This is a genomic window from Salinisphaera sp. (assembly GCF_002729955.1).
Taxonomy (GTDB): Bacteria; Pseudomonadota; Gammaproteobacteria; order Nevskiales; family Salinisphaeraceae; genus Salinisphaera.
In genome coordinates, this window is record NZ_PBYA01000027.1 from 91,229 (window position 1) to 112,023 (window position 20,795).

13 protein-coding genes are annotated in these 20,795 nt (G+C 62.6%); 4 read left to right on the plus strand and 9 right to left on the minus strand.

Annotated features, from left to right (window positions below):
* Window positions 1-9: 9 nt before the first annotated feature.
* The 6 genes from CMN27_RS06975 to CMN27_RS07000 form a co-directional block, all read right to left on the minus strand.
* Window positions 10-3,102, minus strand: coding sequence for an efflux RND transporter permease subunit (locus CMN27_RS06975; protein WP_293625068.1), 3,093 nt, complete (start codon window positions 3,100-3,102; stop codon window positions 10-12).
* Window positions 3,103-3,111: 9 nt separating this feature from the next.
* Window positions 3,112-4,257 carry an efflux RND transporter periplasmic adaptor subunit gene (locus tag CMN27_RS06980; protein WP_293625069.1) on the minus strand — a complete coding sequence of 382 codons (1,146 nt, stop codon included), beginning with the start codon at window positions 4,255-4,257 and terminating at the stop codon, window positions 3,112-3,114.
* A 409-nt stretch (window positions 4,258-4,666) separates the two neighbouring features.
* Entirely contained in the window at window positions 4,667-5,452 is a 786-nt protein-coding gene (locus tag CMN27_RS06985) for a hypothetical protein (RefSeq protein WP_293625070.1), read from the minus strand.
* Between the two features lie 12 nt (window positions 5,453-5,464).
* Complete coding sequence (locus CMN27_RS06990; RefSeq protein ID WP_293625071.1) at window positions 5,465-6,133, minus strand: DNA-3-methyladenine glycosylase I; 669 nt, start codon at window positions 6,131-6,133, stop codon at window positions 5,465-5,467.
* Between the two features lie 200 nt (window positions 6,134-6,333).
* Complete coding sequence (locus CMN27_RS06995) at window positions 6,334-8,136, minus strand: NAD(P)/FAD-dependent oxidoreductase (RefSeq protein ID WP_293625072.1); 1,803 nt, start codon at window positions 8,134-8,136, stop codon at window positions 6,334-6,336.
* 299 nt (window positions 8,137-8,435) lie between these two features.
* Window positions 8,436-10,298: a sigma-54-dependent Fis family transcriptional regulator gene (locus CMN27_RS07000; protein ID WP_293625073.1), complete on the minus strand. Its 1,863-nt coding sequence runs from the start codon at window positions 10,296-10,298 to the stop codon at window positions 8,436-8,438.
* A gap of 145 nt (window positions 10,299-10,443) precedes the next feature.
* On the opposite strand from CMN27_RS07000, the gene CMN27_RS07005 reads away from it, so the two are divergent.
* The 3 genes from CMN27_RS07005 (at window position 10,444) to CMN27_RS07015 (ending at window position 14,823) form a co-directional block, all read left to right on the plus strand.
* Window positions 10,444-12,471: an NADPH-dependent 2,4-dienoyl-CoA reductase gene (locus CMN27_RS07005; protein WP_293625074.1), complete on the plus strand. Its 2,028-nt coding sequence runs from the start codon at window positions 10,444-10,446 to the stop codon at window positions 12,469-12,471.
* A 208-nt stretch (window positions 12,472-12,679) separates the two neighbouring features.
* The gene (locus tag CMN27_RS07010; RefSeq protein WP_293625075.1) at window positions 12,680-14,116 is read left to right on the plus strand and encodes an APC family permease; all 1,437 of its coding nucleotides are present in this window, start codon (window positions 12,680-12,682) and stop codon (window positions 14,114-14,116) included.
* Entirely contained in the window at window positions 14,113-14,823 is a 711-nt protein-coding gene (locus CMN27_RS07015) for a M15 family metallopeptidase (RefSeq protein WP_293625076.1), read from the plus strand. Before CMN27_RS07010 ends, CMN27_RS07015 begins: the two co-directional genes overlap by 4 nt.
* A 56-nt stretch (window positions 14,824-14,879) precedes the next feature.
* Here the strand turns inward: CMN27_RS07015 and recQ are convergent, their stop codons facing one another.
* The 3 genes from recQ to CMN27_RS07030 form a co-directional block, all read right to left on the minus strand.
* On the minus strand, window positions 14,880-16,694 hold the full coding sequence (gene recQ / locus CMN27_RS07020; RefSeq protein ID WP_293625077.1) for a DNA helicase RecQ: 1,815 nt from the start codon (window positions 16,692-16,694) through the stop codon (window positions 14,880-14,882).
* 1 nt (window position 16,695) lies between these two features.
* A complete protein-coding gene (locus tag CMN27_RS07025) occupies window positions 16,696-17,409 on the minus strand; it encodes a hemolysin III family protein (RefSeq protein WP_366515416.1) in 714 nt (237 codons plus the stop codon).
* A gap of 157 nt (window positions 17,410-17,566) precedes the next feature.
* The gene (locus CMN27_RS07030) at window positions 17,567-19,819 is read right to left on the minus strand and encodes an acyl-CoA dehydrogenase (RefSeq protein ID WP_293625079.1); all 2,253 of its coding nucleotides are present in this window, start codon (window positions 19,817-19,819) and stop codon (window positions 17,567-17,569) included.
* A gap of 276 nt (window positions 19,820-20,095) precedes the next feature.
* Here CMN27_RS07030 and CMN27_RS07035 point away from each other — a divergent pair, with 276 nt between their 5' ends.
* Window positions 20,096-20,785: a TetR/AcrR family transcriptional regulator gene (locus CMN27_RS07035; RefSeq protein ID WP_293625080.1), complete on the plus strand. Its 690-nt coding sequence runs from the start codon at window positions 20,096-20,098 to the stop codon at window positions 20,783-20,785.
* The last annotated feature ends 10 nt before the right edge of the window (window positions 20,786-20,795 follow it).

The following is a 20,795-nucleotide window of genomic DNA, read 5'->3' on the forward strand; positions in this document are numbered from 1 at the left end:
GCGAGGAAATCACCGCGCGGTGCCATGCCCGGCCATATCCGGCTTACGCACGCGAAATACAAGGCAGTAAAGCACCGGTACGACACCGAGGGTGAGCAGCGTGCCCACCGCCAGGCCGAATGCCAGCACGCTGGCCATACCGTAGAACAAGGCATCGTGAAAGATGATCAACGGCAGCAGGCCGAGAATGGTCGTGATGGTGGTCATCATGATCGGCCGCAAACGGCGCACGCAGGCGCAGATGACGGCCTCGTAGGCCGTTGTGTTGTCAGCGGCCCGTTCGATCTCGATCTGGTCGAGCAGCACGATGCCGTTGTTGAGAAGAATACCGGCGAGCGCGTACAGGCCGAGAATTTCCATGAAGCCGAAATTGGCTTGCATTGCGTACAACCCGATCACCGCGCCGATGAGCAGCAACGGCAGCGTCGCGACAATGATCAATGGCCGCCGATAGCCGTTGAACTGGATAACAAGCAGCAACAGCATCGCGCCGGCGCACAGCGGGAAGTTCGCCGACAAGGCGGCCTGGCCTTCGGCCGATTCCTCGACGACGCCATCGATCTCGATATGGTGATGCGCCGCAAGCGTCGCTTCGATCTCGTCCAGCCCCTGCTGCAACTGCGGCAGCATGTCTTCGGCCGATAGCTGGGTGTTACGGGCTTCGACGGTGACCGTGCGTGCCATATCTTCGCGTGCAATCACGCCAAACCTCGGTACGAGCTCGAAGGCCGCGATCTGTTCCAGCGGCACGCTATGCCCCTGGGACTGGGAAAACACGGACAGCGACTTCACCCGGTCGAGATCATGCCGTTCGGCGTCCGCCGCGCGCAGCACGATCGGAAATATGTCGTCGCCCTCGCGAAATTCCGTAATCTGGCGACCGTCGAAGTACTGGCTCATCGACCGTGCCACGTCGGCGGATGTGACCCCGGCGCGACGCGCCCTGGCCTGGTCGATATCCACCCGAATGGCATCGATCCGGTTTTCCCAGTCGTGGCGTATATCGATGGTATGGGCCACGGTGGCCATGAGGCTTTCGATACGATCCGCCTGCGCATAGATATAGTCGGCGTCCGGGCCCTTGATCTGTATCTGCAGCTGGCTTGAATCGCTGGGGCCCAGGAACATGCGTTTGACGCGGGCACGCGCCGACGGCACTTCGGCATTCAGGGCGGCACGAATTTCGCGTTCCGCGCGGTTCATATGCTCGTAGTCGTCGATGTTGAGGACCATGAAGCCGCGAAACGGCGCCGGGTCGACCGGGGTCAGGGAAAGCACGAAACGCGGCCCGCCGAAGCCGACATAGGCAGCGAAGTCGCGTACGTAGGGAAAACGCTCGGCGTCACCCACGATTGCCATCATCTGCTGAATCGCCGCGTCGGTGGCGGTGCTCGGAGAGCCGGCCGGCCGATCGACATACACCAGGATCTGCGCACGATCGGAATCGGGAAAGAACTTCGCCGGCGCGTGGCTGAGCCCAACCACCGAAGCGATCAGCAGTACAAGCATGGCCAGCACAAACAACAGCGGCCGCTGCATGACGCGACGCAGGCGGGTTTCATACAGCCCGTTCATGCGTCGAAACAGCCGTTCCGAGAATCGCGGCGTGTCCGCCGCGGTGCCGGGTTCTACCCGAATGAAGCGATAACACAGCAGCGGGGTCAGCCCCATGGCCAGCAGCCACGACATCAGCAACGTAATCAGGATGACGAGCGATATCGAGCGCGTGTACTCGCCGGCCACGTGCTCGGCGAGCATCAGCGGTAGAAAGACCAGAATGGTGGTCAACGTCGACGACAGCAGCGGAATCGCCATTTGATCGCCGGTCTGTTTGAGGGCGTCGTCGCGGCTGGCGCCCTCTTCCAGCCGTCGTTTGAAGTCCTCGGCAATCACGATGCCATTGTCGACCAGCAGGCCGAGTGCAATAACAAGCGTCGCCAGGCTCATGCGCTGCAGCGACAGCTCGAAAAAACCCATCACCGCGAGGCTTGCGAGCATCACCGCCGGCACGATCGAGCCGACGATCACGCCGGTACGCAAGCCAAGGAACAGAATGACGACCGCCAGCACGATGGCCAGTGTCTGCAAGACGTTGACGGTCACGCCGTAAACGGTGTTTGCGACCTGCTCGGCCTGAAAGGTCGCGATATCCAGCTGGTAGCCTGCCGGCAGGTCCTGCTGCAAGGTGGCGATCATGCGCTTAACGTCGGCGCCGTAGTCGATCACGCTATTGCCGGACAGCATCGCGATCGAAAACACCAGCGCCGGTCGGCCGTTGTAATACGCCTTTTGCCCGGGCGGGTCGAGATAGCCGCGCTCGACGGTGGCGATGTCCTGCAGGGGCACCACGCGATCGCTGTCGGGCAGCGCGATCAGGGCCTCGCGAATGGACTCGATATCCTCGAACTGGCCGCTCGGCTCGATCGCGAAGCGACGCCCGCCGGTATCCACCGCGCCGCCCGGTCGAATGATGTTCTGATCGGCCAGTGTCGCGATCAACCGCTCCGGGTCCAGCCCCATTTCGGCCAGTCGCGCGTTTGTCGTCTCGATATAGATACGCTCGGGCTGCACGCCGAGAATATCGACCCGCTGGGTGTGCTTTACGGTATACAGCCGGTCGCGAATATGCTGCGCCATGTCGAACATCTGCGACATGGAAAAATCGTCGGCGGTAAGTGCAGCCGTAACCACGGCCACATCGCCGAAGTCGTCGTTGACCCGCGGCTGCGTTGCCCCTTCCGGCAAGTCGTTGCGCACCGCTTCGATCTTGTGACGCATTTCGTCCCAGATCTGCTCCAGATCGAAGTACTTGTCCTGGATCTCGACGTGGATGATCGAGGTGCCGGGCATGGAGGTGCTGCGGATCTGCTCCACTTCGGGCACCTGACGAATCGCTTCTTCGAGCGTCTTCGTGATCAGCAGCTCGACCCGCTCGGCCGACAAGCCTTCGAAATGCGTGGTGACCACGGCCTCGCGGATCGTAATCTCCGGATCTTCCCGGGTCGGCAGCGAGAAATAACTCAGAACGCCGGCCACCGTGGCCACCACGACCAGCATCAACACCACCGGCCAATAGCGAAGCGCGAGCTGGCTGATATTCATCAACGGGCGCTATTCGTTGAACTGGCGCGGGCCCACGCCAATACGGGTGACCGCCTGGCCTTCGTGCAGGAACGCCACGCCCTGGCTGGCGACGATCTCACCTGAGCGTAAACCTCGACCCACCAGCGCCTTGTCGCCACTGATATCGACCACCATGACCTCACGTCGTACCAGGCGATCGCTTTCATCCACCACATAAACGAACGTCTGGCGGCCGGCGCCCTGTGCGAATGCCGTGACCGGGATCTCGATGATGTCGTCGCCGCCGGCGCCGGCGAGTGCCTCGTCTGTGAGACGCAGCGTCACCTCGGCGGTCATGCCGGCACGCGCAAACGCAATCGGCTCCGGGATGGCGAGCGTCAGGGGATAGGCATTGCGATCGCCCGCGTCGGTGCCCACTTCGGTTATTTGGGCCATCATCGCCATATCCGGCGCTGCGGCCAGCGTCACAATATGCATTGCGTCACGGTCGAGCGCGTTGATCAGCGTCTCCGGTGCCGAGGCGACGACTTCCATGCCGTCGTCACGGCTCTGGATCTCAAGCGCGATCTCTCCCGCCTGCACGCGCTGGGCAGGTTCGATATGCCGCCGGGCAACCGTCCCGGCATAGGGTGCAACCAGCCGGGTATCGGCGAGGTCCTTTCGCGCGATATCGACGCGTGCCTGTGCCGTCTCCACCCGGCTGCGGTCGCTTGCAAGCGCGGCGGCATCGCTGTCGTACTGGGCCTGGGAAATCGCGTTGGACGCCCGCAGTGCCTGGGTGCGCTCAAAACGGGTACGGGAGAGTTCACTCGTGGCTTTCGCTTCTGCCAACTCGGCCTGGCGCTGTGCCAGCGTAAGCGCATAACTGCGGTCGTTGAGTGCAGCGAGCACATCGCCCCGTTCAAAGACGCCGCCGGTTTCGACATTCACCTGGGATACCCGCCCTGGCACTTCGAACGCCATGGGGGCACGCTGCGGCATTTGCAGCACGCCGCTAATCGATCGCGTCTGGCCGTTCTGCGCGACTTCGGCGACGGCCCAGGCGATGGGTTTCGGTTTAGGCGGTGGCTGCTGCTGCTCGCTGCTGCACGCCAGCAAAAGGCCGGCGAGCACGAGATACAGCGCCACGCTCACGCGTCGCGATACCCGTCTACCGCGTTCGGTCTCGACCATCACCCGCCCTTGTCTTGAACGCCCACCCGCGCTACGCAAAAGTGCGGCTGACAACCGCTGTTAACCCGGCCCCCAGAACAGCTGACGCTATCAGCCGTTTTCAATGCTATAAAAATCAAGGCCTGCACGTGTCAGCCCTTGATGTTCAACAGCTTCGCGGCCGTCAGCCGCGGCGAGCACGTCGTCGCGCACTCACGTTACTAACCCGACAACTCGTTTATATTCGTGGCGGGTTAATAAACAACCCCCAGGCCTCGGGCGCCTCGTTCCAAACATGCCCGATAATCATAGCGGCAGCGCGCCAATTATGCCCAGATCAACGCCCCACCCCGGAATGCGTTGGTACCGCTCAGAAAGGCCTTTAGGCGCCTCTGCGCCCCGCCAAACGATGACGCTCGTCCCGCGGCGTTCAGTCGTTTGTTGCTTGTTCAGTCGGCTGGGCTTTATTTGCGGCATTCTCGCCCTCACGCCTAGGCGCGCTGGACGGCTCGGGCTGCGACACGGATCGTGTTTCACCAGCGGCAGGTGGCGACTGCTCGGCAACCACCGAGCAGTTCGGATGCGCGCTATCGTCGATACGAACCGAGATTTCATTCGCGTTCCGAATAAGCTGATTGCCATGCTCGCCCTGGAACGTATCGCTGTGTTCGGTCACAGGCATGCCGAGCCGCCGATTGCCCAGCCGCACCACTGCCCGCTCCGGCTGTATCGCCGCCGCGAAATGAAAACCGTCGCCACAACGAAACTGTTGGAAGCTCAGGTCGGCGTCGGTAGCATTCGGAACCAGTTTAAGCGCGATATCAGAATCATTTTCCAGTGGTTTGATATTTCTCGGCTTTTCCGAATGCCAAAGGATGGTTCCATCCGCCGACAGTATCTCGCCACGCAGTCCGTAGTCGCCATCGGGGTCGATGAGGTTGCGTTCGATATCGACCGTGAACTTGATCGACTTGCCGTCGAGATCATGGAGCGTGCGCTCCGCCACGATGCGCTTATCGCCGCCACCGGCTCGGTGCTCGAATATACTGATGCGTGCGGTCGCTTTGTCGGGCAACGCCTGGGCCCCGCCGAGATCGAGTGCGCCGGCCACTGTGACGGTGCTCTCCTTGCCCTGCCCGCAGCCGGATACGAATAACATCGTAGCGAGGCCCAGAACCGCCAGGGAAACAACTCGACAAAAACCTTTATTCGACATTCGATATCCGTATTAATCTATTGATAATGCGAGAATTTGACTGATCTGACACAGGGGGCGTTCGCTTTCTTCGTGCCAGGCGTCAAATACGCTTTGAATTTGCATGAGCGCAGCACGACTGCTGGTGCGCCCCTGATAGGCGCCCCATTCATCCAGTGCCCGCACGACCCAGTTGGTGAGCAGGAAGGTGTCCTTGCCACACATGCGCAGAAACGCCGGCGCCGAATTGCCGCCCAGCTGGCTAAAGCGTGCACGCAGCTCCAGCCACAGCTCGACGGTTTCGTCCTCTGCCCAGTCTGCAAGCCACACGCCGAAGCTACCGAATTCCGCAATGATCGCCTGCATCGCAATCGCGTTATCGCGTACCGCAAAGATTTTCTTCCGGTGACGAATAAGCGCCTCGTCGCGTGCCAGCCGTTGCAGGTCGGTGTCGTCAAGAGCGGCGACCGCGTCGACGTTGAAGTCGGCGAAGGCAATCTCGAAGGCAGGCCAGCGGGCGTCAACGAGACGGTGGGTCAGCCCGGCCCTGAATACCCGGCGATTCATCACCGACAGATAACGATCGTCGCCGATCATGGCGAGCGACTCGGGTGGTTCGGGCCGTATCAGGCGCGACTCGAGCGCATCGATGCTCCCCAGACGCTCACAGGCCCGCTGCTCTACAACCGAGAATTCGGTCATACGGTAGGTTCTCTTCGATAACAAACCGAAGTTTACCGTAGATAATCAGTGTATACGCCGACTTAGCGCATTTGTGTCAATCGCCGGGCATATTATTGCGCGCAACCCTTCGATCAAACACCGCTGCGCACTCTTTGCACGGTCGATCCAGACGGCGGCGCAAAAAAGGGGCCGAAGCCCCTTTCCCGTTAAAGTGATTTCTAGCTTCTATGGTGCGCGGGTTGTTGGCCATAAACCGGCGTATCCAGACCCTCCATTCGCGCCTTGAGCTGCAACGCTAGAAAGTGAGAATAAAACCTTGATTGTGCTAGGTTCCCGCCATGAAACCAGAGCGCTTCCTGCTGGGTTGGCTTCCACATATTGCGCTGTTCGCCTTCCCACGGACCCGGGTCTTTGGGCGTGTCGGACCCCAGCCCCCATACCTTGCCGACCTTGTCGGCCACGTCCTGGGAAATGAGGTCGGCGGCCCAACCGTTCATCGATCCGTAGCCGGTGGCATAAATCACGACGTCTGCCGGGATCTCGCGTCCATCTTCGAGCTGTACGCTGTTTTCGGTCAGGCGGGCCACCTCCGCGCCGCTTTGCAGCTTTATACGGCCGTCGATGATCATTTGCGAGGCGCCGACATCGATGTAATAGCCGGAAGCCCGCCGCAGGTATTTCATGAAAAGCCCGGAATCGTCGGGGCCGAAGTCGAGCATGAAGCCGGCCTGTTCCAGTTGCTCATAGAAGTCGGCATCGACCCGGCGTATCTCGTCGAACAGCGGCTTCTGGAAGTCGGCAAGGATTGCGTAGGGGATGGAGGCAAAGAGCATATCCGCCTTTTCGGTGGTGATGCCGTTCGCCAGGGCCTCCTCCGAGTAAAGCGGACCCAGCGCATACTTCATCAACGATTCGGACCGCGAGATATGCGTCGACGAGCGCTGGATCATGGTGACATCGCCGCCATTTTCCGCGAGCGCGGCACAGATATCGTGTGCCGAATTGTTCGAACCGATGACCGCGACCTTCTTGTCCGTCATCCCGTCCGGGCCCGGATGTTCGGAGGAATGCTGCTGGATACCGGCAAAGACATCCTGGCCGTCGATTTGCGGAACGTTGGCCTTCGCGGACATGCCGGTGGCCAGTACCAGCTGGCGTGGCTTGAGGGTGATGGTTTCCCCGTCGCGTTCGACCTCCACCGTCCATGTACCCGAGGCTTCGTCGTAGCTCGCCCCGCGGGCTTCGGTCGAGCCCCAGTAATTCAGCTCCATGACACGCGCATACATCTCCAGCCAGTCGCCGATCTTGTCCTTGGGCGCGAAGACCGGCCAGTTGCGCGGGAATTTGATATAAGGCAGATGGTCGTACCAGACCGGGTCGTGCAGGCATAGCGACTTGTAGCGCTTGCGCCAGGAATCCCCGGCCCGTTCGTTCTTCTCGATGATCAGAGCCGGCACGCCGAGTTGACGCAGGCGTGCGCCCAGGGCGATACCGCCCTGCCCGCCGCCAATGATCAGCACATAAGGCTGTGTATCCACACCCAGCGAGGCCAGCTCCTGCTCGCGTTCCTCCTTCCAGCTGGGCTTGCCCTGATCGTCGCCGTGCTTCGCACCCAGCGGGCGGCTGGTGCCGGTGGCTTCTTCGTGGCCCTTGAGCTCGTCCATCGTGGTGAGCAACGTCCAGATCAGGCCGTTCTTGATACGCATGAACCCGGTCCCGCGGGCTACCGCGGTTTCGAACACAATCCAGGCTTCGATGACGCCGTCGGTTTCGGTGACCGTTTCGCGTGCGTCCAGCGCCCAGTCGTGCGGCCGGGTCTGTTCGAGGCAGTGCGAGAGCATGTCCCGGATCCCCGTTTTGCCCTCCGCGGTCTTGATGTTCCACGTGAAAGCGAGCATATCCCGCCAATAACACTCGCCAGCGAACAATTCGAGGGCTGCCTCGATGTCATTCTGTGCCAGTGCGTCCTCGAGACGATTGAGTACGTTGTTGGCCTGTACGGCCACGGTCGTGTCCAGCATGGACTCTCCTCCTTGGCTTTTTCGGGGCCGCTCGAGAGTTTCGAGTGACCCCGTTTTTGTATTGTTTGAACCAGCGAAAACCCGTCATCGAGAGCGATCGCGTATGCATACCGACGCATGGATATGGGCATACGCTTAGGGCCATGATCGCTTCGCCCTCTAATGACGGTTGACGGATTGGGAGCAATAGCCATGCCGTTCTTTCAACGCATTGTTTTATATGCGTTAAGCGCTCGATTCCTGCGTGCTGTAACGCATGCGCTGCAACAGGTATTTCCACAGGTGTGGCGGCAGGCGTGTCAGTTTCGCGCGCGCTTGAGCCAGCGATGCACGGTCGAACGGTCGACGCCCAGCTCGCGGGCGAGCGCTGATACGTTGCCATGGCACTGATCGAGCTTATGCAGCAGCGACGGGCCCTGACCATGCGGTTGGCGAATCCTCTCGGGCAGGTCTTTCTCACGAACCAGGCCGTCGTCGCAGAGCGCGGCAGCAACCTCCAGGGCATTGCGCAGCTCACGAAGATTGCCGGGCCAGCGATAGGCGCGAAGCAGGCGCTGCGCCCCGGGTTCGAGCCGATAGTGCGCTTGGTGGCGACGCCCGATATCGACGAGCAGTTCGTCCAGCAGCGTATCGAGATCGCTGCGTTCGCGTAACGGCGGCAGGTGCAGCGTCGCGGCGTTGAGGCGGTAATAAAGATCTTCGCGAAAACGCCCTTCCGCGACCCGCGTTTCCAACGCCTGATGGGTCGCCGACACCAGCCGCAGTTCGACCGGCCGCGGCTCTACCCCGCCTACCGGCACGACTTCGTTCTCGGAGAGCACACGTAGCAAACGTGTTTGCAGCGATAAGGGCATATCGCCGATTTCGTCCAGAAACAGGGTCCCGCCCTGGGCGGATTCGATCAGCCCGGTTCGGCCCTTGCGGTCCGCGCCGGTGAAAGCATGGGGCACATGGCCAAACAACTCGGACTCGATCAGCTGTTCGGGAATCGCGGCGCAATTGACGGCCACGAAGCGCCCGCCCTCGCTACATTCCGCATGAATGGCCCGGGCGAGCACCTCCTTGCCGCTGCCGGTTTCACCCTGAATGAGGATCGGAATACGGCGCGCCGCCAGTTTGGCGGCACGCGTTTGCAGTTCTTGCACGGCCGCATCGCACTGGTCGGCCACGGCCGCCGGCTCGGCCCGCGGCATCGATATGACCGGGCCGGCTGAGCGGCGACCGTGGGCCGGCGACATCGCGCTGGCAAACAGCAATGGTTCGCCGTTGACGTGCAGCAGCCGCTGCCCGGCCGGCTGACCGCGCATGAACGCGGGCAGGTCGTCGATACCGATATCGAAAAGCGAGGAAATGGGGCAGCCGATCAATGCCCGGGCTGAGCCAACCGACCAGCCGAGCTGACTGCCCAGGGCTGCGAGACCACTGGCCGTGACACCGGAAATACGCCCCGCGCCGTCGAGCGACAAAGCCGCATCGGGTGCGGTATCCAGAAAATCGGGCGTACGCGCGAGCCGCAATACCCACTCGTCGCCGGTTCGGGCCACCAGATTGGCCATTTCGATACGTCGTGCCGTGGCCTTGGCCAGATGCAGGGCCAGCCGCTGGCTGCTTTTGGGCACGGGTGAGCGCAGCTGCGACATATCCAGCACCGCGGCCAACTCGCCTCGGGTGTCAAAGATGGGCGCGGCGGTACAGGTCAGCGATGCATGGGTCGTATCGAAATGGTCATCCTGATGGATCACCACCGGTTCGCCGCTGACCAGACAGGCGCCGACCGCACAGGTGCCGGCACGGCTTTCCGACCACTCGGCCCCCAGATACAGCCCGGCGCGCCGCAGTTCGTCATCCAGGCGCGGATGGCCCAGATAATCCACGGCGACGCCGCGTGCATCGGAGAGCAGCAGCACGTAGTCGTCGGATGCAACCTGGTCGAACAGCGATGCCAGGCCGGCGCGGCTGATACGAATCAACGCTTCTGCCTGTTCCTGATGCTCGCGCAGGCGTGCCTGCGGAACGATATAGGCATTTCGGGCGTTGGCCGGGTCCAGCCTGTAGTCGTTCACGCAGCGACGCCACGATTGCACCACCGCGTCGTCGCGCGCGCTGCAGGCGCCTCCTGTAACGCGCTCGATCTCCTTGACGTGCGATTCTATTGAAATCATGCCGCACTCTCCTTTCGAGTCGACACTGGCATAGCGATTACACGCCGACAATCGTTCCTTCGCCTTAGATCAAAAGCGACACGGTGATCCCGGTTACCAACCAACCCTCGATATAATCCTTGCGCGACGCCCTCCGAGAAAGACCATGAACAATACCGATTACCCTAAACTGTTCGAGCCGTTGGATCTGGGCTTTACCCAGCTCAAGAACCGCGTGTTGATGGGCTCCATGCATACTGGCATGGAGGATTTCTTCTGGCATTACGACGAACTGGCGGCCTATTTCGCCGAACGTGCCGCGGGCGGCGTCGGCCTGATCGTTACTGGCGGTATCGCGCCCAACGTGGCCGGCTGGGTATCGCCGATGGCCGGCCAGATGTCACATCGGCTGCATGTCTGGCCCCACCGCAAGATCACGCGGGCGGTGCATGCCGAGGGTGGCAAGATCTGCATGCAGATTCTGCATGCCGGACGCTACGGTTATCACCCGTTCATCGTGTCGGCATCGGATCGCAAGTCGCCGATCACGCCCTACAAGCCCAGACGGCTGACCACCCAGGGCGTCAAGAACACCATTCGCGACTATATCCGTTGTGCCGAGCTTGCCCGTGAAGCCGGCTACGACGGCGTCGAAGTGATGGGCTCGGAAGGCTATCTGATCAACCAGTTCCTCGTGGAACGCGTCAACGACCGCGACGACGAGTACGGCGGCAGCGTGGAGAACCGCCAGCGGATCGCGGTGGAAATCGTCGAGGGCATCCGCAAGGCGCTTGGCCCCGATTTCATCCTCATCTACCGCCTGTCGATGCTCGACCTGGTAGAAAACGGCCAGCGCTGGGAGGAAATCGTACGTCTGGCCAAGGCAGTGGAAGCCGCGGGTGCGACGATCATCAATACCGGTATCGGCTGGCACGAGGCGCGTATCCCGACCATCGTCACGCGGGTACCACGGGCGGCCTTTGCCTGGGTCACCAAAAAGCTCAAGGGCGAAGTTGCCCTGCCGCTGTGCACCACCAACCGCATCAACATGCCGGACGTGGCCGAATCGCTGCTGGCCGACGGCACGGCCGACATGGTGTCGATGGCTCGCCCGTTCCTCGCCGATCCGGAATTCGTCAACAAGGCCGCCAGCGCACGCGTCGACGAAATCAATACCTGTATCGCCTGCAACCAAGCCTGTCTCGATCACACCTTTCAATGGAAACGGGCGAGTTGTCTGGTCAACCCGCGCGCCGGGCATGAAACCAAGCTCAATTTCGCCCCGGCGAAAAAGCCGCGGGATATCGCCGTGGTGGGCGCCGGACCGGCGGGCCTGGAAGCCGCGACCCGTCTTGCCGAGCGCGGGCACCGGGTCACGCTGTTCGACAGCGCCAGCGAAATCGGCGGCCAGTTCAACATGGCCAAACGCATTCCCGGCAAGGAAGAGTTCTACGAAACGCTGCGCTACTACGCCCGCAAGCTGGAACGACTCGCCGTCGACCTGCGCCTGAATACGCTTGTCGAAGCTGACGACCTCGTGGCCATGGGCTTCGAGGACATCGTGATCGCCACCGGCGTCAACCCGCGCACGCCCGATATCGACGGCATCGGCCATGCCAGCGTCGCCTCCTATATCGATGTCATCCACGGCCGGGTGGAAGCCGGCCGCCGCGTCGCCGTGATCGGCGCGGGCGGTATCGGCTTCGACGTGAGCGAATTTCTGACCCATACACGCCCGTCGCCGGCCGAAGACAAGCAGAAGTTCTTCGATGAATGGGGGGTGGACCCGACCTTGAGCCACGAATCCGGTCTCACCGAGCCCCACCCGGAACCCTCGCCGCGCGAAGTCTGGCTGCTCCAGCGTACCGACGCCAAACCCGGCAAGGGGCTGGGCAAGACCAGCGGCTGGGCACATCGCGCCTCGCTCAAGCACAAGGGCGTGCACATGATGGGCGGCGTTACCTACGAGCGGATCGACGATGCCGGCCTGCATATCCGGCTCGACGACGAAGCCCGGGTTCTCGAGGTGGATACGGTGGTCATCTGTGCCGGCCAGCAAACGCGACGCGAACTCGCCGATACGCTGGGCGCACGCGGTATCAAGACCCACGTCATCGGCGGCGCACAGCTCGCTGCCGAGCTCGACGCCAAACGGGCCATACGCGAAGCCGCAGAGCTCGCCGCCGGGCTTTGAGCCAAGGCGTACGACGCCCGCGCGGGCGACGGCAATACAAGGCCGTCGCCCGCATCTTCTGCGCTCCAGAAAGACCGTCGTCGCTGGCACCGGAGCAGACGGCCTAGCCCGACTCTACGTCGAATGATCAAGGCGCGGCATTTTGCATGCGTGCGCAATACGGCCACACTGTGTGCATCATGCAGTCGCCACAGCCCGGTTACCCCCGATGACCGATCTCAACAAGAGTCTGGGCCTGTTCGGCCTTATCGCGATGGGCGCGGCCGGCGTACTCGGTACGAGCTGGATTTATACCAACGGCGAGTTCTTTGCCGCCTACGGCGCGGGCGGCGAAATATTCGGCCTGATCATCGGCGCGGTGCTGGCCGCCTGTGTCGCCTCGGCCTATGCCGAGCTGGCGTCGCGCTACCCGCGTGCCGGTGGCGAAATCGTGTATGCGTTCGTGGCCTTCGGGCGGCCCACGGCGTTTGTCGCCGGCTGGCTGTTGATCGGTGCCTATGTCAGTTCACTGGCGTTCTATGTTGCAGCCGCCGGCGGCCTGCTGGCACGCGTCTTTCCCGCTATCGATAGCGGCGCGCTCTATACACTGGCCGGCGAAACGGTCCATGCACCGGTTCTGATCATTGGCGCGGTGCTGGCAATCGCCGTCTATGCAATCAATCGCCGCGGGCTGAAAGTGGGCGGCGGCGTGCAGGTCTTGTTGTTCGCGGCCATGCTGCTGATCGGGCTGGGTTTGACCGTCGTAGGCTTTGCCCATGGCGAGCGCGCCAATTTCTGGCCGGCCTATGCGGCCGACGGCCGGCCCATCGCCGATACGCTGAGGTTCGTGTTGCCGGCGATGACCTTTCTGACCGGTTTTTCACTGGTGGGCATGCTCGCCGAAGACGCACGCCTGTCCCCGCGACGCATCGGCATCGCCGTCGTGATCACGGTCCTGCTGGCCGGTACGTTCTATGTCGTGGTGCTTACCGCCTCGGCATGGATCATCCCCTGGCAACGCACCGCCGAACTCGAGCAGGGCACGATCGATGCCTATCGTATCGCCGGCTTTCCCGTTCTGGCCTGGGGTGCCTACGTGATCGCCCTGCTCGGGCTTCTGACCAGCTTCATCGCGCTGTTCGTAGCCAGCTCGCGGGTGATGCTGGCGCTGGCCCGTGCCGGCATATTTCCGCCTGTCTTCGCCCGCGTCGACCCGCACCGGGGCACGCCCGATACCGCCCTGCTGTTCACGCTGAATCTGGTGCTGGCGCTCGGCTGGCTCGGCGAAGCGGCGCTGACCTGGTTTCTGGATACCGGCGGCATCTATATCGGCCTGGCCTGGCTGCTGGCCGTGGCCAGCCTGTACCGCATACGCGCCCGACAGCCGGATGCCGAAGCGCCCTACCGCGTGCGCTGGCTGATGTTGCCCGTGATCGGCGCCCTCGCCGCCACGGCCATCATCCTGGCCACACTGCTACCGGGCACGGGCATGTCGCTGCTCTGGCCGCATGAATACCTCATTCTGCTCGGCTGGCTTGTGCTGGGCGTGGTCATCTACGGTCTTGCACCGCCTGCGATGAGCCGGGACCAGGCGCTGACCGCGCTGCTCGGCACGGGGCAGACAAACGCTGCTTCACCGCCTACCGGCAAGGAGAGTGCTCAGTGACTGACCGCCCGGTCCCCGTCGCCGACCCGGTGGATACCGACCGTGTTCGCCACCTGCCCATCGTCGACAACGGCGAAGCGCTGGTGCCGGCAAGCCTGGCGCCGGACCGGCTTCTGGTGCGACCGCGCTACCATCTGGAAGGTCTACCCGGCGCCCTGCCCGAGTGCTTCGTACGCGAAGGCGTGCTGGAACGGCTGCTACAGGCGGCCGCGCTGCTGCCTTCCGGCTATCGGCTGGTGTTGTTCGATGCGTGGCGCCCGCTGGCCCTGCAACGCTGGCTGTTCGAGCGCTTTGCCCGTGAACTCGAACAAGGCGGCGGGCTTGAGCATATCGATGAATTCGTATCCCGACCGATGCCGGATCCCGCCCAGAGCCCGCCCTATCATCTGACCGGCGGCGCGGTCGATCTGTCCATCGCCAACGACCGGGGGCGGCTATTGGATATGGGCAGCGGTTTCGATGCCATGAGCGATGCCTCGCATACGGCGTACTTCGAAACCGCGGCCGGAGATGATACGCAGCGCTTTCGCTGGCGCGACAATCGGCGCCTGCTCTACCACGCCATGAACGATGCCGGCTTCGTCAACCTGCCCAGCGAATGGTGGCACTACGACTACGGCGATCAGCTATGGGCCACGCTGGGCAGCCACGAGCACGCACTTTATGGCGCTGCGGAGCCTGCGTTTCGCTGGGGTGAGCTGTCTTAGGGCGTGTCCTCACACGCCAAGGCGGCGCAACGGCTTCGCCTTTGCCTGGCGAGCGATCAGCGTGCGTATTCCGCGATCAGATCCACGAATTCGCGACCATAGGCATCGCGTTTCTTCTCGCCGATGCCCGGCACGTTCTCCAGTTCGGCCGTACTCGTCGGCCGGCGTGCCAGCATCTCGCGCAGGGTCGCGTCGTGAAAGATCACGTAGGGCGGCACGTCCTGTTCCTTGGCCAGGCGCAGGCGCAGCTCCCGCAATGCCTCCCAGAGCGGTTCGTCTTCCATTTCGATCGGCGGCAGCTCTTTTTTCAGACGGCTGCGCGTACGCCCGCGCTTGCCGCTGCGATCCACGCGCAGCTCCAGCGTTTCCCTGCCCTTGAGCAGCGGCTTGCAGTTTGCGCCCAGGGCCAGGCCGCCATAGCCGGGGTCGACCCGCACATAGCCCAGGGCGATGAGCTGGCGGATGATCGAACGCCATTGCTTGGTTTCCACCTCGGCGCCCACGCCAAAGGTCGACAGCCCGTCGTGGCCGAGTTCGACCGCCCGATCGCTCGCGCTGCCGCGCAGGTGGTCAATCACATAGCCGGTGCCAAAACGCTGGCCGGTCCGGTAGATTGCCGAGAGCGCCATGCGCGCCAAGCGGGTCGCGTCGTAGGTTTCGGGCGGGTTCAGGCAGGTGTCGCAATTGCCGCAGGGCTGTTCGCGCTCTTCCCCGAAATACCCGAGCAGGCTCACCCGTCGACAGCTGGCCAGTTCGCAGTAGGCCAGCATCGCATCGAGCTTGCTGCGTTCCACGCGCTTGCGCTCTTCGGGGGCATTGCCCTGCTCGATCATGCGCGAGCGCTGTACCGTATCGTTGAGGCCGTAGAGCATCCAGGCTGTGGCCGGGGCGCCGTCACGTCCGGCACGCCCGGTTTCCTGGTAGTAGGCCTCGATGCTGGCCGGCAGATCGACATGGGCCACGAAGCGCACATCGGGCTTGTCGATGCCCATGCCAAAGGCCACGGTCGCACATACGATCACGCCCTCTTCGCGCAGAAACCGGGCCTGATGGGTCTGGCGCAGCTGCGCGGGCAGCCCGGCGTGATAGGCCAGCGCCGTCTTGCCGCGCTGGTTGAGCCATTCCGCGGTTTCTTCGGTCTTGCGGCGCGACAGACAGTAGACGATCCCCGCCTCGCCGTCGTGTTCGCGTTCGATGAAATCAAGCAGCTGCTGCTTGGCGCTGCCGCGCTCGGCCACGCGGTACTGAATATTCGGCCGATCGAAGCTGTGCAGGAAAACACTGGCCTGCTCGAGGCGTAGCCGTTCGATGATCTCGGCCCGCGTGGGCAGGTCGGCGGTGGCCGTGAGGGCCACACGGGGCACCTGGGGGAAGCGGTCGGCGAGCGCGGCCAGCGCACGGTACTCGGGCCGGAAGTCGTGGCCCCATTGCGATACGCAGTGGGCCTCGTCAATCGCGAGCAGCGAAATGCGGCAATCGGCCACGAGATCGAGCATACGCGGCTGCATGAGCCGTTCGGGCGCGACATAGACCAGGTCGATGGTATTGGCGCGCATGGCCTGCTCGATGGCCTGCTGGTCGGCAAAATCGAGGGTGGAGTTGAGATAGGCCGCGCGTACGCCCAGCTGTTCGAGGGCGGCGACCTGATCGGCCATGAGCGCGATCAGCGGCGAAACCACGATCGCCACGCCGTCGCGTACCAGCGCCGGAATCTGGTAACACAGCGACTTGCCACCGCCGGTGGGCATGAGCACGAGCGCGTCTTCGCCGTTGCAGACGGTATCGATGATCTCGGCCTGGCGGCCACGAAACGCGTCGTAACCGAAGACCGACTGCAGAACCCCCTGCGGCGTTGCCTGCCGGGCGGCCACGTCAGCCCAGCAGTGCCGCCGCCGACGGCGCCAGCGGAATCACGTAGAACAGCACGGCAAAGAAGTGGAACACACTGCCGCCGATCACGAACAGATGCCAGATCGCATGGTTGTACGGCATGCTGTTCCAGGCATAAAACAGCACGCCCACGGTGTAGGAGATACCGCCAGCCAGCAGCAGCCAGACACCGCCCATGGCCACGTTCTCGATGACCGGCCCGATGACCAGCACCACGGTCCAGCCCATTGCCACGTAGAAGGCGGTGGATAGATACTTGACGTTATTGAGCCGTGTGAGCTTTATCAGCACCCCGCCAACGGCGAGCGCCCAGATCAGGGTGAAAAGCGTCCAGCCCCACACGCCCCGCAGATTCACCAGCGTGAACGGCGTATAGGTACCCGCGATCAGCACGTAGATCGCGAGATGATCGAACACCTTGAGCACGCTTTTCGCACGCGGCGGGTGCACCGCATGATACAGCGTGGATGAAAGATGGCTGAGAATGAGCGCAATGCCGAAAATGGTCACGCTGACGACGTGCCAGACGTTACCCAGCAAAGTCGCGTATACGACCATCACCACCAGCCCCGCGATCGATAGCGCGGTGCCGATGCCGGAGGTGATCGCGTTGGCAATCTCTTCGCCGAGCGTATAGCCGGCACTGTTCACGCGAGGCGTGAGCGGGGGTTGGGTCGTCGTGTTCATGGCGCGCATTCTGCCACGCCCGTCCGCGATTTGCCCCTCCCGATATCGACGCGCCGTTCACTGCACACGCCGTCGGTACGCCATAACAGACGTACGCTGGATTCTGACCTGCACAAACGAAAAAGGCGCCCGAAGGTGCCTTTTCCAAGCGTTGCGCCTGCGCGCGTTACTGATTGGCCGCACGCGCAAACGGCGGCTCTTCGATATTGTCCGAGACTTCATCCTTGTAGTACTCCTCTGCCGAGAAGGTATCCACCTGGATGGCCTCGAGACGTGCCGCTTCGGCCTTGCGGATTTTGGCCGCGTCGTCCTGGGTGATCACGCCGACGCCCACCGCCGAGTCGAGCGCTTCGAGCAGGCTCGGGGCCTGAATCTTCTTCTTGTGCATCGCCTTGCGGACCTGCATCGTCGCCTGTTGCGCTTCGCTGACCAGACGCCAGGCGTTGAGCAGACGGCCCATGCCGGGTTCGTCGTCGCGCGGCGTACCCATGCCACCGGCAACGCGCTGGTACTGCGCGCCCGGCGCCTGGATGCTGGCCGCAACCGCGCGGTCCATGGAATCACGCGGGCCGGTGGACAGCGGGTTGATCTTGAGCCAGAAGCGGCCCGGATAGCGCAGGATCCAGCCCAGCACCGGGACGTCGAAGTTTGCATAGATGCCTTCGAAGGCCAGCTGGACCTGCTGCAGGCTGTAACGCAGCGCCCAGTGCACGACCGGCAGGTCTTCCTTGCGGCTGCCCTCGGCCTGGAAGCGACGCAGCGTGGTCACGCCGAACAGCATCCACGACAAGGCATCGGAGAAACGCCCGGAAATCTTGCCGCGCTGCTTGAGCTTGCCACCGATCAGGAACATGGCCAGATCGGTCAGGAAGGCAAATCGGCTCGACGCCCAGCCGAGCTTGCGGAAATACTGGGCGGTTTCATCGTTGACCGGCGTACGCACGGTCCAGCCACGGGTCACACCGCGCAGGATGCCACGGAAGAAATTCTTAACCGAATGGCCCATCCAGCCCAGGATCGCCTTGCGGAAGGCCGGCACGTCGTCGGCCTGTACCGCATTGAGCGTATCCAGCGCATAGGGATGGCAGCGCACCGCGCCCTGGCCGAAGATCATGAGCGTGCGGGTGAGGATATTCGCGCCTTCGACGGTAATGCTCACCGGCGCGCCGACATAGCCGCCGCCGAGGATATTGTTCGGGCCCTGCATGACGCCGGCGCCGGCCATGACATCCATGCCGTCGGTCACCAGCTGCTGGCCGATTTCGGTGGTCTGCTGCTTGAGAATCGCCGAGATCACCGGCGGATGGTTGCCGTTGTCCACGCCTGCGCAGACATAGATACGCGCCGATTCCAGGGTATAGGTCAGGGCGGCGATACGCGCGATCTTCGCTTCCACGCCTTCCATGAGGCCGATCGGAATACCGAACTGCTCGCGCACGATGCTGTACGGGCCTACGGCCGCCGCACTCGTCTTGGCCAGGGCCACACCGCTGGCCGGCAGCGATACGGCACGGCCGCCGCCGAGCTGTTCCATGAGCATGCGCCAGCCCTGGCCGGCACCGTCGACGCCGCCGATGATGTTTTCCACCGGCGCGACCACGTCCTTGCCGTAGATCGGGCCGTTGTCGAACGCGCCAATCGGCAGATGGTGATCGCCCAGCTCAAGCCCGTCCATGCCCTTTTCGAGCATGACCACGGTGATGCCGGGAAATTCGCCCTTGCCCAGCAGGTTGTCCGGATCGTGTAGCGAACAGGCCAGGCTGACGATGTTGGCGATCGGCGCCAGCGTGATATAGCGCTTGGAGAAATTCAGTCGAATCTTGGCTTCGCCGTCGTCATCCTTGAATACGACGCCTTCGGCCTTGATCGAGGCGGCATCGGACCCGGCGGTGGGTTCGGTCAGGCCGAAGCACGGCACATATTCGCCGCTTGCCAGCCCCGGCAGGTATTTGTCTTTCTGTGCCTGGGTGCCGTACTCAAGCAGCAACTCGGCCGCACCGAGGGTGTTGGGAATGACGATCAGGGTGCCGACCGGGCCCAGACCCGAGGTCTTGGTCATGACCGCACTGCGCGCGAGTACCGAGAAACCGGAACCGCCGTACTCCTTCGGAATGATCATCCCGAAAAAGCCCTTGTCGCGCAGGAACTGCCAGATATCGTCCGGGATGCGGCGCGTCTCTCGCAGCTTCCAACCGTCGACGCGATGAAGAAGTTCTTCTACCGGGCCATCCAGAAACGCCTGCTCCTCTTCCGACAAACCCGGGTAGGCTTCGGCCATCATGGCACGAAAATCCGGATTACCGCTAAAGAATTCGCCGTCGATCCAGACAGAGCCCGCCTCGAGGGCATGCCGCTCGGTGTCCGAAATTTTCGGCAGCAGCTTGGCGTCGTTGATCTTTTTCAGAAGTGTGGCAAACATGGCATCTCCATGGCTCGAAGCGTTGGGATCGCGGCCCGGTAGACACTCGCTCAACAGACATGGCCGCGCTCTATACTCAAACGACTATACCGGCGTGCGATGCGGCGCACAAAGGTAATTTCCATTATCCTGCCAGCGCTCGAGACGCGGCGATATTCGCATTACCCCGTGCCATTTCAAGTTGTCCGCAATTATTTCAATCAGTTGTACAAACTTGGGCGCGCACACGGCTCTTGTTAAAGTCGCCTAGAATTTGGCGTGTAATGAGTGTTACCCGTGATTGATCGATACCCCAGAACCACCAGCGAGCGTGAACGCACACTTTCGCGTCTGGACCCGGCGACGCGTACGCGCATCGAAGCCGCGGCGCTGGAGCTTTTTTCCGAGCGTGAATTCCATCGCGTCAAGCTGATCAACATCGCACGCGAGGCGAGAATCAGCCTGCAAACGCTGTACAAATACTACGGCAGCAAGGAAGCGGTGCTGTTCGCGAGCCTCGATACCTGGCTGGGCGACCTGGCGAATCGTATGATCGATCATCTGCAGGGGATCGAGAATTTCGAGGATCGATTGCGCAAGGTGTTCTGGGTCTTGCTCGATTATTTCGAGCGTAACCCGAAGGTCGCCCAGATCATCCTAAGCTCGGTCTATCTGAGTACCTGGCGTGATGACGATACCTTCCGTCAGCCGGCGCTGATGTCGGTATTTCTCGGGGTGATCAACGACGGTCGCGAACGTGGCGTGCTCACCAACGAAGTCGACGAAATCGAGATTTCCGACTTCATCTGGGGCGTGGCCAATCGCATGGTCGCGATGTGGTTGCTGCGTGGCCGCAAGCGCCCGCTCGCCGAGAAGGCCCCGGCCATGTTCAACATGGTATGGCGTGCCATCGCCAGCGAAAGCGTGCTGGCCGAACAGCTCAGAGCGCGCGTGCCGGCGGACGAACCGGCGGCCGCCACGGGCTGATACGCTCCGG

What these genes read in the sequence shown, in the direction of transcription:
- CMN27_RS06975 (WP_293625068.1), bottom strand. Translation starts at nt 3,102, where the DNA reads ATGAATATCAGCCAGCTCGCGCTTCGCTATTGGCCGGTGGTGTTGATG.
- CMN27_RS07000 (WP_293625073.1), bottom strand. Translation starts at nt 10,298, where the DNA reads ATGATTTCAATAGAATCGCACGTCAAGGAGATCGAGCGCGTTACAGGA.
- CMN27_RS07005 (WP_293625074.1), top strand. Translation starts at nt 10,444, where the DNA reads ATGAACAATACCGATTACCCTAAACTGTTCGAGCCGTTGGATCTGGGC.
- CMN27_RS06980 (WP_293625069.1), bottom strand. Translation starts at nt 4,257, where the DNA reads ATGGTCGAGACCGAACGCGGTAGACGGGTATCGCGACGCGTGAGCGTG.
- CMN27_RS06995 (WP_293625072.1), bottom strand. Translation starts at nt 8,136, where the DNA reads ATGCTGGACACGACCGTGGCCGTACAGGCCAACAACGTACTCAATCGT.
- CMN27_RS07010 (WP_293625075.1), top strand. Translation starts at nt 12,680, where the DNA reads ATGACCGATCTCAACAAGAGTCTGGGCCTGTTCGGCCTTATCGCGATG.
- CMN27_RS06990 (WP_293625071.1), bottom strand. Translation starts at nt 6,133, where the DNA reads ATGACCGAATTCTCGGTTGTAGAGCAGCGGGCCTGTGAGCGTCTGGGG.
- CMN27_RS06985 (WP_293625070.1), bottom strand. Translation starts at nt 5,452, where the DNA reads ATGTCGAATAAAGGTTTTTGTCGAGTTGTTTCCCTGGCGGTTCTGGGC.
- CMN27_RS07025 (WP_366515416.1), bottom strand. Translation starts at nt 17,409, where the DNA reads ATGCGCGCCATGAACACGACGACCCAACCCCCGCTCACGCCTCGCGTG.
- CMN27_RS07030 (WP_293625079.1), bottom strand. Translation starts at nt 19,819, where the DNA reads ATGTTTGCCACACTTCTGAAAAAGATCAACGACGCCAAGCTGCTGCCG.